Source organism: Cytophagia bacterium CHB2, assembly GCA_030263535.1.
Taxonomy (GTDB): domain Bacteria; phylum Zhuqueibacterota; class Zhuqueibacteria; order Zhuqueibacterales; family Zhuqueibacteraceae; genus Coneutiohabitans.
Genome location: SZPB01000205.1, coordinates 1 through 11746, shown reverse-complemented (window position 1 = coordinate 11746; position 11746 = coordinate 1). Strand labels below are relative to the sequence as shown.

Annotated in this window: 9 protein-coding genes and 3 pseudogenes; all 12 read right to left on the bottom strand. The window is 52.7% G+C overall.

Annotated features, from left to right (window positions below):
• The coding region (locus FBQ85_18415; protein MDL1877107.1) for a restriction endonuclease subunit M at window positions 1-3125 on the bottom strand (3125 nt) is incomplete at its 3' end.
• Window positions 3064-3381, bottom strand: coding sequence for a hypothetical protein (locus tag FBQ85_18410; GenBank protein ID MDL1877106.1), 318 nt, complete (start codon window positions 3379-3381; stop codon window positions 3064-3066). The genes FBQ85_18415 and FBQ85_18410, both read right to left, overlap by 62 nt.
• Window positions 3378-3605: a DUF433 domain-containing protein gene (locus tag FBQ85_18405; GenBank protein ID MDL1877105.1), complete on the bottom strand. Its 228-nt coding sequence runs from the start codon at window positions 3603-3605 to the stop codon at window positions 3378-3380. The genes FBQ85_18410 and FBQ85_18405 overlap by 4 nt, the downstream gene beginning before the upstream one ends.
• 67 nt (window positions 3606-3672) lie before the next feature.
• Complete coding sequence (locus FBQ85_18400; GenBank protein ID MDL1877104.1) at window positions 3673-3918, bottom strand: hypothetical protein; 246 nt, start codon at window positions 3916-3918, stop codon at window positions 3673-3675.
• A 511-nt stretch (window positions 3919-4429) separates the two neighbouring features.
• Window positions 4430-4510 (bottom strand): annotated as a pseudogene (locus tag FBQ85_18395) (hypothetical protein).
• A gap of 514 nt (window positions 4511-5024) precedes the next feature.
• Window positions 5025-6107: a redox-regulated ATPase YchF gene (gene ychF / locus FBQ85_18390; GenBank protein ID MDL1877103.1), complete on the bottom strand. Its 1083-nt coding sequence runs from the start codon at window positions 6105-6107 to the stop codon at window positions 5025-5027.
• A gap of 414 nt (window positions 6108-6521) precedes the next feature.
• On the bottom strand, window positions 6522-7169 hold the full coding sequence (locus FBQ85_18385) for a 5-formyltetrahydrofolate cyclo-ligase (GenBank protein ID MDL1877102.1): 648 nt from the start codon (window positions 7167-7169) through the stop codon (window positions 6522-6524).
• Entirely contained in the window at window positions 7162-7476 is a 315-nt protein-coding gene (locus tag FBQ85_18380) for a hypothetical protein (GenBank protein ID MDL1877101.1), read from the bottom strand. The genes FBQ85_18385 and FBQ85_18380 overlap by 8 nt, the downstream gene beginning before the upstream one ends.
• A 187-nt stretch (window positions 7477-7663) precedes the next feature.
• Window positions 7664-7792 (bottom strand): annotated as a pseudogene (locus tag FBQ85_18375) (type II toxin-antitoxin system PemK/MazF family toxin).
• A gap of 155 nt (window positions 7793-7947) precedes the next feature.
• Window positions 7948-8142 (bottom strand): annotated as a pseudogene (locus FBQ85_18370) (type II toxin-antitoxin system PemK/MazF family toxin).
• On the bottom strand, window positions 8139-8375 hold the full coding sequence (locus FBQ85_18365) for a ribbon-helix-helix protein, CopG family (GenBank protein MDL1877100.1): 237 nt from the start codon (window positions 8373-8375) through the stop codon (window positions 8139-8141). Before FBQ85_18365 ends, FBQ85_18370 begins: the two are co-directional and overlap by 4 nt.
• Before the next feature lie 226 nt (window positions 8376-8601).
• On the bottom strand, window positions 8602-11746 hold a 3145-nt coding region (locus FBQ85_18360; protein MDL1877099.1), incomplete at its 5' end, for a T9SS type A sorting domain-containing protein.

Here is an 11746-nt window from a genome sequence, read left to right as displayed (position 1 = left end):
TAAACGAGTTGATCGATTTGTTTGTCTGTGGCTTCGATTTGGCGCTGCAGGGCGGTTTTGTCGTGGCCGACTTTGGCGGCGGCAAGTTGTTGGTGCAGGGCGAGCATGCGTTCGACCAAGGCCACCATGCGGTCGTGGCGGGTTTTGTCGGCGGGGTCAGAGAAGTTGATCGTGCGGATTGGAATGTTACGAATCACTTTAGCGTCATAACCATACCATCCACCGCGAAAATTCGTTGATATTTGTTTATGGTAGTAATCAACAGCCTTTGAATTTAGCAAACCAAGGATATACAAATACTCGCTCTGGTTAAGAATAATCCCATAGCCGCCCGCCGCTCCGCCTGGGAAACAAGCTTTTCCCAATTCATCAAAACAGTAATTTGCAGATGGATTCAAATCAGCCGTCAGTATTTTGGCATTTGAGACAACCTCAAGCGCTTGATTGCGACTATAACAATACCATTGTTCTCCGGCCCAACGCCCCTTTTCACGTTTAGCCAAAATTTCCTTGCACGATCTTAGGTACTCAGCAGTCTTTGGCGCTTTTGCAGAGATTTCTCTCCATCCAATTAAAGTGCCATCTCGATAAGGAAAGATCACGAAACGCGAATTTTTATGTAAATAGTAACGTTTCATTTCGCCCGATTTATATAAGGGCCGAAGGTACTTTGTTTCGATATGAATCACTGACTCCAGAGCTTTGGAGTAATATTTCCCGTTAGAGTGTTCTTCTAAAATGAAGACTGAATCCGCACCAGTTTTGAAACCCTGAAATATTCTTTGAGCCACATCACCCAGCTTTACAGGCATGCGGCCAAACTTTTCAAATAAATCTGCACCTCTTCCCACCGCAAAATTCCATTCCGCCGAAGCAATGCTGGACGCAGCGATTTTACCTTCGACAGCTTTGTTTTCGATTCGCCAACTTTCAACATCATCAATTTTCACAAAGTGACACTCGTCACGTCCGGCTTTATCCAAAAACAACAAGCATGTGTAAGTCGTCGCGCCGGCGAAAATTTGTTGATCACCAAAATGAACGACATGCGAGAGATGCTTGCCTTTGGCAATCAACGCACGCAGTGCTTCACCATATTTGGCATTAAAGAATTTGTGCGGGAGAATAAAGCCCAATCGTCCGCTCTTGTTCAATAATCCCAATCCCTTTTCGACAAACACAACATAGATATCGTAGTTGCCGGCACTGGCAGCTTGGTAGCTTTGTTTATAAACTTCAACCTCCACCGGCGCCCATTCTTTCATGGTTTGAATACGAATATACGGCGGATTCCCAATCACCGCATCAAATCCGCCCGCATTCATGATCTCCGCAAACTCGGCTTGCCAATCAAACGCATTGATGCGCAGGCGTTCTTCGTCATCGATTAGATTCAACTGCTGCTCGTAAAAATCCGGGCCAATCAGCGAGTTGCCGCATTTGATGTTGCTGCTGAGATCGGGCAGGGCGCGCTCGTGAAAGAATTTGAGCTGCTGGGAAATGGTTTGTTCGTTCTCGCCTTCCAAAACTTTCAACAACAGCGACAGCTTGGTCACTTCCACGGCTTGCGGGTCAATATCCACCCCGAAAATATTGTTGAGCAAAATGCGCTTGCGCTCGGCGGTGGTCAAACGCCAATCGCCCTTGCCGGCTTGATACAATTCCGGGCGCTTGCCGGCAGCGTGTTTCTCCGGCCCGTCGTTCACGTACCAATCGCGGTGCCAATCGAGCAAATATTGATATGCGCCGATCAGAAACGAGCCCGAGCCGCACGCGGGATCTAAAATTCGTAGCGGCGCACGGCCGTGCGCCCCAACCCCGGCAACCTGTTTCGGGATTTTGCCTTCCAATAATTTTCCCACCGTGTTCTTGACAATGTAATCGACGATGTAGGTGGGCGTGTAATAAACCCCTCCGGCTTTCTTCACCTCGGGCTTGTCTTCCACTTTGGCTTGATGGCCGGAGGTAAGGCGAATCACTTTGCCGAGAAACTGTTCATACACCTGGCCGAGAATATCCGCGGGCAGCACGGAGAATTCATAGGGACTGTCGGGATAATACAGGCTGCGAATGATGTCTTTGAGCGGCTTGTCATCGATTTGCAAACGCAGCGTCAGCTCGTCAGGCTCTTCGCGGCGGTCTTTTTCCTTTTGAAAATGAAAAATGCCGGAGTTGTAGCGTTCGTCAGCGCGATGAAACAAATCGCGCAAACGCGGATACACGCGCTCGCCGTTGAGCAGGGCTTGCAGCGCGCCGTAATCTTCGATGCCGCGATCTTCGCAAATGCGCAAAAAGATGAGGCGGTCAATGGTGCGCTGCACGCTGAAATTCAATTCGCGCTGCGTGAGCTTGGGATTGCGCAAGGCAATATTTCTGGCCAGCGCCTCACGCCAGCTTTCGATTTCCTTGAGAAAAGCGGCATCAACTTCGGCCGTGCCTTTTTTGGCTTTGGTGGTTTCCGCATATTTATCGAACGCGCCTTCGAGCACAGCCTGTTTGGAAAAAACGCGGCTGATCTCTTCCCAGCGCGCGGCATAGTCTTGATAATTGAGAAAAAGTATGCGACCCACCGCCGGCTTGTCGTTTTTCGCGGGCCGCACGCGGCAATCATACACCGCGAATTCTTCAAAGTCGGTGAGAATGCTGAGCGGCAGTTTGGCGGACCAGGCATAGCGCCGCAATTGAAACGCGGGACTGACTTCGTCTTTGAGATTGACGGCGGGCTTTTTGGCTTCCACGAAGAATTTGCGCGTGCCGCCGATGCGAAAGCAATAATCCGGCGCTTTGGTGGCCCCGCCGATTTTGATGGCGTCTTCGTGAATCACATCTTTGTAGGCTTCGGCAAAACCCTGTTTGTTGTCCACGTCCCAGCCCAGCGCGGCAAAGAAGGGATCGATGAACTCGCGGCGGAGCTGGGTTTCGTTGTAGGCGTTGGCTTGATAGGTTTCGCGATTGCGCTCAAAGCGCGCGAGGAGGTCGAGGATGGCGTCAGGAGCTTGTTCAGTGGTCACGGTTGATCCCCGTTCAATGGCCGGAAAGATGCAAATGGTTGACGAATTTGTTTTAGATTGGAATTTCTTTGTAGCTGCCGGGGGCGACTGTTTCGGCTGCAGCCTGAATAGCATCAACTCGAAGTTGAATACGTGGCCAAGAAGTTGAAAGAAGAATGAGAACGGCGAGCCGCCGGCCGGAAATATCTTGTTGGTAGCGCAAGTTCTGGTCCGTCGTTATCAAGAGTTGATAACCCTCATTCTCGGCGGCGAAGAGTAACTCGCCATTCGACAACTTTGACCACCCCCGCTCATAAGCTAGATCGACGTCGTGTTCTGCAAGATATCGGCGTAGTGGTGCTGGTGTGCCCTGATCGAATAAGATTCTCATTGGTCGAGGGGTTCGGTTAGCTGCGCAATTTCATAATCCAAGATCGCTTCCACTTGCGCACGCTGAACGCCGGGAAACCAGGTTAGAAATTGATCGATCGAGGCTCCATCCTTGAGATTTTCAAAAAGGGCAGACACGGGCACCCGGGTGCCGCGAAACACCCATGCACCGCTGACGCGCTCGGGATGGCGTTCGACTGCCTCAGAATTTCTCCAGTCTTTCATCGTATAGCCTCATGCGTATTGGAGATCGTTTCAACAAGATATCTTTGCACGGCACGCAAAAGATAACTTATTGAGTTGATGAAAGCAACACCCGCAACCCCTCCGGCGCCAGACGATGATTTTCATCGAATGCCTCGAGCGCTCGCCAGGTGGCGCGCAACGGGTCGCCGTTCGCTTCACGGCCATGCAATGCCGGCAGGGCGTAGACGGATTCCTCCACAAAGCGGCCGTCATAGACAAAAACGATTTCATGCTTGGGCGCGCCGTTGACATTGAAGATGCTCTCAAGCACGCCCAACAGTAAATATGCCACCCTTGCAGGGTTTTATCCTGCTCTTTTGGGCTATCTTTCTATAATCATTTCATCCCTGCGGGATTGTCGGCTCGGAAAATCCCGCAGGGATGTCATGATTATAGTCATTTGACGTTTTTTTCTTCATGAAACCACGAAGTGGTGACATAATTTCGCGGCTCAATGAAAGGGCGATTTTGAAACACCTGCTTTTGTGAATTGCTCCCGTTTCATTGAATCTGTCTCATTCCAATTGCCGATGAATGAATGCCGTGCCCTTTTGCTGGGCGGCACCTTGTTCCATGACCCGTTTCAGCTCCGGGGCGATCTTGGTTTTGTAATAGTGCAGGGCGTCTTCCTCGCACGCAAAGACTTCGTCATAGCGATATTCCTGCGGCTCGCCGCGGCATTCGATGTTGCCCCACGAGTGAACGAAAACGACAAAACCGCGGGCTTCGGGGTCATAACGCACGCCGACCTTCATGCGCAGAGCGTACGGCATGTCGGCGCGATTGGGAAGGCCGAGCGTGGCTTGATCTTTGGGCAAACAGCAGTTTTTGTATTTCTTCCCCGAACCGCAGTGACACGGCACGTTGCGACCAATTCTTTCCATCGGCAGCCTCCAAATTTTAGTTTAGAGGTTTGGCTTTGCTACCGGACACTTTTCAGAAATAGGACTTTTAGCCACTGATTTACACGGATCTACACGGATTTCAGACGCTTCAGAGATTTTTTGAAAGAAACTATTACAAGACATAGAAAAAAATCAGTGAAAATCCGTGTTCATCCGTGGCTAAAGAAAAAGTGTCTGGTAGCAAGAGGTTTGGCTTTTCAAAGCCAGTTTAACACGAGAAAACAGAGTGAACGGAGATTTTCTTAAACCTGAATTATTCTTAACAACGATGGCACCACGACCCAAAGCTTTGATTTTTGATAAGCACGAACACTTGACGGCAAAAACTCAGTTTTTTACCGCCACGGTTTAAAAAGTTTTTGTTCTTCGTGCCTTTGTGCCTTCGTGGTTGAGGTTTTATGAATAATTCAGGTTAAGGGGGGTATCTCCGTTTTCTCTTTGTATAACCCATTGCTTGGGGCATAAGAACTGCTAGCCGGCTCCACCTCCTCGGTCACACATTGAAGCGAATATTCAAAATATCGCCGTCTTTCACGACATACTCTTTTCCTTCCAACCGCAGCAGGCCTTTGTCGCGGCAGGCGTGCATGTTGCCCTGCGCAATGAGATCTTCGTAATGCACGGTTTCAGCGCGGATGAAGCCCTTTTCGAGATCCGAGTGAATCACGCCGGCGGCTTGTTGCGCTTTAGTGCCGCGCCGGATCGTCCACGAGCGGCATTCATCTTCACCCACCGTAAAAAATGAAATCAAGCCGAGCAATTCATACGAGGTTCGAATCAGCTTGTGCAGCGCCGGCTCTTGAATGCCCAAATCTGCCATGAACACGGCCGCATCTTCTTCGCTCAATTCTGAGATTTCAAGCTCGATTTCCGCGCTCAATGAGGTCAAGGCGCAATGCGGCGTTAAGTGAGAAGCGAGGCTCTTTTCGATTTCCGCGGCTTGCGCAATCTTGCTCTCGGCGATGTTGATGACATAGAGCAAGGGCTTGAGCGTGAGAAACTGATAGCCGCGAATCATCTTTTCCTCGTCCGGGTGCATTTCCATTTCACGCAGCGGCTTCTCCTGCTCGAGCTGCTGTTGAAAACGTTTCATCAACGCCAGTTCCCGCGCCTGCTGCTCGTCCTTGATTTTCGCCAGGCCTTTTTCCAGGCGCTCGATGCGCGTCTCGACTACGCTGAGATCACTGATCAAAAACTCGCTGTTGATGAAGCGAATGTCCTGATTGGGATCGATGCGATTGAGCGGATGCGGCGCCAATTCATTCTCGAAATCGCGCACCACGACCATGATGGCATCGACATTTTTGAGATTCGCCAAAAATTGCGCGGACAACGCCAGCGGCTTATCGCCGCCGCTGTCAACGCCCTGCACTTTGACATACTCGATCACCGCGTTGACTTTTTTCTTGGGATTGAACATCGCGGTCAAGCGATCGAGACGTTCATCCGGCACTTTCACCACGCCGCGCTCCATCTCCGGTTTGTGAAAACCGGCTTCCGTGCTTTTGTGCTTGAGCAGCGTGGAGAAGATTGTGGTTTTTCCTGCAAAGGGCAGGCCGACAATTCCGATTTGCATATGACTTTCCTGGTTGAAGGTGAGGCTATGATCATGAGCCGGTCAAGGCTTTGTTTGTAGATTTAGGTTGCTCCTTGGTGAACCACGAAACAAACGAAAAAGCTTTTTTCTCGTGGGCTGTTACTCTGATTTCGTAGTCCTGCCCCCTTGTGGGGCATTGATGCGACCCGCGAATTTATTGGCTCCGACAACGCCCTACAAGGGGGCGAGACTACAAAAATTAAGTTACCAGTATACTCGTACGCTGTCACCTTGATCTATACGAGCGGTTCATCTGAAATGTCATCCGGGCGGGATCTTGTGAAGTACTCGGCATAATGCCTGTAACTTCACAAGCTCCCTGGATGACAAGCAAGAATGGATGTCTTTTTCAAGACAACAGTGTACTCGTTGCAGTGTTGGCGCCGGGTTGCGTTATCGACGCTGAGGCGCATTTTCCATTGCGGTTCGAATCACTTCCTGCTCGGTGATAATCAGGTCAACACGCTGATCGTGGGGCGCGACCGGAACCTCCTCCACAATTTGCAGCGCGAACGCCAGGCCGATTTTGAGCGCTTTTGTTTCTGCGAGAAACTGATCGTAGTACGCCCGGCCGTATCCCAAACGGTTTCCGCTGCGATCGAAAGCGAGTCCCGGCACGAAAATCACATCGACGTGCGTGTTTGCCGGAATCGACTGCACTCCCGGGCCGGACGAGGGTTCGAGAATGCCGAGCGTTCCGGGAACCAGGGCCGCAAAATCGGAAATGAAATAATGTTCCAATTGTGATTTGTCCGGCGGCACGCGCGGCACAGCAACACGCTTGCCTGCGGCGAACGAGGCCTTTATGATTGCATGCGTATCAACTTCATCGCGCCACGAGACAAAGGTGTGAATCGCCTCGGCCGCGCGGTATTCCGGCAAACTCATGGTGTGTGCAAAAATGGCGGCGTTCGCCGGTTGTCGCTCCGGCTGCGAAAAATTCCGGCGTAAATTTTTGAGATGCGCGCGCAGGCTCGCTTTGCGTTCGGCGATTGTGCTTGAGCGATTCTCAGAGGAGCTGAGTGAAACCTTGTTACCCATCCTGCGCCGTTCCGGCTTTGTCAAAAATTCCTTGCGCAAAATTTTTGTCCGTCACCGCAAACACGCCGACCTCGGGCCGTCCCCAGTAGTTGCCCCATTCTTGTTTCGTAGCCGCAGTCAACTGGCGGACATCCGTAGCGCCATATAACACACGCCGCCGGGCGGCCGCCGCGACATCTTCAGCAAAAATGAGGAGAATCTCCCGGCCGTGTTCGCGCACGACGCGGCGAACCGCGTCATGACCGATCACGATTTTGCCGGCGCGCCGCGCCAGGCCCAGCAGCGGTAAAATATTTTCTGGAAGCATGAGTTGTCGAGGCCATTTAATTTTGAATCATCAAACAAGCAAGCCATACTGTGATTCATCGAATCTAAATTTAATAAATTGCTTGTGCAAGGGCTTTTTCCAAAAAAAATCCCACCGCGTCAAATATGACGCCGTGGGATTTCAATTTTTAGAAAACTGCTGAGACATTGTCGTCAAAATCGAAACATCAGTGCAACGCCAAGGCCTCTTGCAGGGCTAAGTCAAGCAGAGCAATCTTTGCAGACGATAACGAACCAATATAGTCAGTGAGTTTTGCTTTTGGAATGCTAATCAATTCATCGCAATGTATTCGGCTAGTGCACTGTTACCTTAAAAAATATATCCCTCTTCGTTCTGTCATCCCGGAGGGACCTTGTGAAGTTCTAGGCCTAATGCCGAGTACTTCACTAGATCCCGTCTGGATGACATTTCGAGAGGCACTCATACAAATTAAGGTGACAGACCACTAATGTGTTTCAATCCCTCATCTATTCCTACCTCGACTTGAGTTGAGAGACCGTCATGCACGGAATAAACCGGCGCACAAATCACGGTTGAAAAGCACGAGTCGATCAACACCTGCCGGCTAACGATGACAAAGACACGAGCCTTTTTGGGATCGCGCTCAGTGCCCTTGTAAACGCGATATAAATCCCCTCGTTTCACCACTCCACCTGATACGTGAGTACGTCCTTCGCTTCTTGATTCAGGCGAACAGCATTTCGGTTGATCAACTCCAAATCATCGCTGCCCCGCACCGCTTGTTCCCGCTGCAGCAGAAAGCTGCGCAACGCCTCCTCAATCAGTTCTGAAAGCGAACCGTGGCCATTGTTTGCCAGGATACGATCGAGTTCGTGCAAAAGCTCGGGCGCCAGTGAGATTGTCGTTTCAACTTTCATGACGGGAATCTATATGTAAATTTGCCTTTGTGCAAGGGCTTTTTCCAATAAAAAATCCCACCGCGTCGAGTTTGACACGATGGGATTTTGTTTTTCAGAGGGATCGCGTGAATGCAACACACACACTGGGAATGGTCAATTGTTAATGGTTAATCGAGAATTATCAATTAAAAATTAACCATTCTAAATTCATGATGGTTGACGCGACGATTCGTCCGGCCACTGCTTACTTTGCCAGCACCATGCGCTTCACCATCACCTGGCCGGCGGCTTCGAGGCGGTAGTGATAAATGCCCGTGGGCGCCAGATTTCCACGCTGGTCGCGGCCATCCCATACCACCGTGTGATAGCCGGCCTTCTCGATGGTATTCACCAACTCGCGCACTTCCTGGCCAAGCACATTGAAGATCACCAGCTTCACCCGCGCATCCTGCGGCAATTGATAGCGAATGTTCGTCGACGGGTTGAACGGGTTGGGGAAGTTCTGGCTCAAATCGAACTTCGCCGGCGGCGCAACAGTGATCTCCACCGGGCCGTGTACATTAATGTTGCCATTGAGATCGATGTCTTCGAGTTTATAAAAATAACGCGCGTTGACCTCAACCTCGGCGTCGAGAAACGTGTACTTGCCGTCAAGGCTGGGCGCGATGATTTGCATGCTGATGCTCTCATACTGGCCGTCACGCGACCGGCTGCGCAAGAGATTGAAGCCGGCGTTGTCGCTTTCGCTGGAGGTGACCCAATCCAACCGCACGCCTTTGCCTTCCACCAGCGTGGCGCTGAAGGTTTGCAATTCCACCGGCGTTTTGATGACCCAATAGGATTTCACTGTGTCTTCCTGATCGAACACCCAGGCCTCGACCCAGTTGAATTTGATTTGACTGTCGAAGTCGAAGGTATTCGTGAGCGCGCTGGTCAACTCGCCATTGAGATACCAGCGGTAGCTCAACAGATCGCCATCCGGGTCCGTGGCGTTGAGGCGCATGGTAAATTTGCCGCCGAGCACGACGGAATCTTGTTGCGCCGGCACGCGGCTGACGATCTCCGGCGGTTGATTGCGATTCGCGACCTCGATGATCACGATCTCTTCATCTTTACCGCCGCGCGTATCATACGCAAAGAAGCTGACGTCATAGCGGCCCGCGCTGTTCAAATCCGTTTGCCAGGTGAAAATGCGGGTACCGAGCGAATCAAACACGGCCCCGGGCGGCAGATTCGAAGCGCCGTAGCGCAACACATCGTTGTCTGCATCCGAAGCGCTCACCACGAATTCGATGCGATCGCCCTCGATGGCGGTTTGATTCGGCACATCGACAAAAATCGGGAAGTTGTTGTTGCTTACACCGGTCGCCTTGAACTCAATCGGCGAGCCCAGCAAGCCGGTGCCGAGAGCTTCGGCAGCATTAGCGCCGGCGCCCACGGTCCACGGCACTTGTGCAATGCCGAGGCTGTTGGTGGTGACTGTCGCCGCCGCCTGTCCCGCAAAATTGCCGCCGCCTTGTTTGACGACGTAGTTGATTGCTACACCGGCAATCGGGTTGCCGAAGGCATCGGTAACCAATGTTTGCAGCGGGAAATTCAACGGCAGGCCGGCAGTGCCGGTTTGATTATTCGTGCGGCTCACCGCCTGCATGGCCGTGGCCGTGCTCGGCGTCGCCGTCACGGTAAAGAACACCGGAGAGTTTGCCAGACCATTCGAGCTTGCGCGAATCTTGCGCGCACCGCTCTGGCTATCGAAGGTGATTTGCGTCGAGGCGAAGCCGCCGGTCTCCGTGGCCACAAAACCCCTGGAAAGCTGACCCGTGCCTTGCACCAATTCGAAAATCACCGGCACACCGTCGATGCCATTGCCGTTGGCGTCGGTTACGCGTACCACTTGCGGCACAGCCACTTGCTGATTCACCGGGCCGGCGACATTGTTGCCGCTTACCAGCACCAGGTTCGCCGGCAGGCCGGTGCGCGCTTGCGCTTGAAAATCAATGGGAGAATTGCTCAAATTCGTGCCGCTGGCGCGCGCGACATTCAAGCCCGCGCTCGGGCCGAGCCGCCACGTGACTTTTGCCTGGCCGAATTCATCGCTGTTCACTGTCGCGCTTTGGCCGCCGTTAACCTGGCCGCCGCCGAACGTGACTTCAAATTTGACCGGCTTACCTGCCACCGGACGATTGTCGTTATCCGTAACACTCACCACCAGCGGCTGCAGGAGGTTTTCCAAAATCACGCCGGTTTGGTTGTTGCCGGAAATCAACTGCAGGTTGCGCGCGGGATTATTCACCGCGTTCAACACAAAGATCAGCGGCGAATTCAGCAAGCCCGAGGAGGAAGATCGCACGCGATTTTCGCCGGTGTTCGAGCCGAGCACATACGTGATGCTCGCCACACCGTTGGTGTCGGTTGCCACGGGCGAGGAGTCGAGCAAACGCCCGCCGCCGGCCTCGATGGTGAAATCAACCGGAACATTGGATACACCGTTGCCGAACTGATCCAACACTTTTACGCGCAACGGCTCCGCCAGCGCGGTGTTGACATTGCCGGTTTGACTGTGGCCGCCGAGCACCGCCATTTGCGTTGCCGCGAGCGGGTTGAAGCGCACATTCGCGCCGGGTTTGATCTCGTACACGCCGTCGACCTTGGCAGTGATAACTTTCACTTCAGCTTTAGTCGAAGCCAGAGAGCCGGTGGCAACACCCTGCGCGTTGGTGGCGCCGGTTTGTTGAATGTCATTGTTCGTGCCGGACACGATGAGCTGCACCGGCTTGTCGGCAATCACGTTGCCGAATTTATCCTTGACGGTAACCGTGATGTTCGAACGGCTTTGGCCGTTGGCTGCAACCGGGCCGGTGGCGGTGATCGTCGAGGTGACCGCGTTCGGCAAGCCCGCAATCGCCGCGGCTTTGAACGTCGCGGGCGAGCCTTGCAAGTTTTGAATGCCGTCATTCGCGCTCACCGTGACGCTCTGGCTGTCCGGCAAAATCGTGCTGCCGAGAATCCACGTCACCCGCGCAATGCCGTTGGCATCGGTGATGGCCGTGGTATCGGTCGCGCCGGTTTTGCTAAACGTGCCGTTTGCCGCGCCGTTCGAGCGGAAGCGCACCGGATGATCTTTGATCGGGTTATTTTGGCCATCAACCACTTTCACGCGCAAGCGTTCTGCCAAAGGCTCACCGGCCAAACCTTGCTGGCGATTGCCCGCGAGCAGCGACATCGCGCGCGCATTGCTGGGCGTGGCCGTGGCCACAAATATGATCGGAGAATTTTGCAGCTCCAACGAGCCGTTGAACGCGCGCGCCTGCACTTTGTTATTGTACAAGCCCGAGGTTGCGCCCAACGTCAGCGTGATTTGCGCGCGGCCTTGATCGTTGGTGAGCACC

Bases quoted from the DNA above. Each gene is read 5' to 3' on its own strand.
- FBQ85_18410 (MDL1877106.1), bottom strand. From the start codon at position 3,381: ATGAGAATCTTATTCGATCAGGGCACACCAGCACCACTACGCCGATAT.
- FBQ85_18405 (MDL1877105.1), bottom strand. From the start codon at position 3,605: ATGAAAGACTGGAGAAATTCTGAGGCAGTCGAACGCCATCCCGAGCGC.
- ychF (MDL1877103.1), bottom strand. From the start codon at position 6,107: ATGCAAATCGGAATTGTCGGCCTGCCCTTTGCAGGAAAAACCACAATC.
- FBQ85_18385 (MDL1877102.1), bottom strand. From the start codon at position 7,169: ATGGGTAACAAGGTTTCACTCAGCTCCTCTGAGAATCGCTCAAGCACA.
- FBQ85_18380 (MDL1877101.1), bottom strand. From the start codon at position 7,476: ATGCTTCCAGAAAATATTTTACCGCTGCTGGGCCTGGCGCGGCGCGCC.
- FBQ85_18365 (MDL1877100.1), bottom strand. From the start codon at position 8,375: ATGAAAGTTGAAACGACAATCTCACTGGCGCCCGAGCTTTTGCACGAA.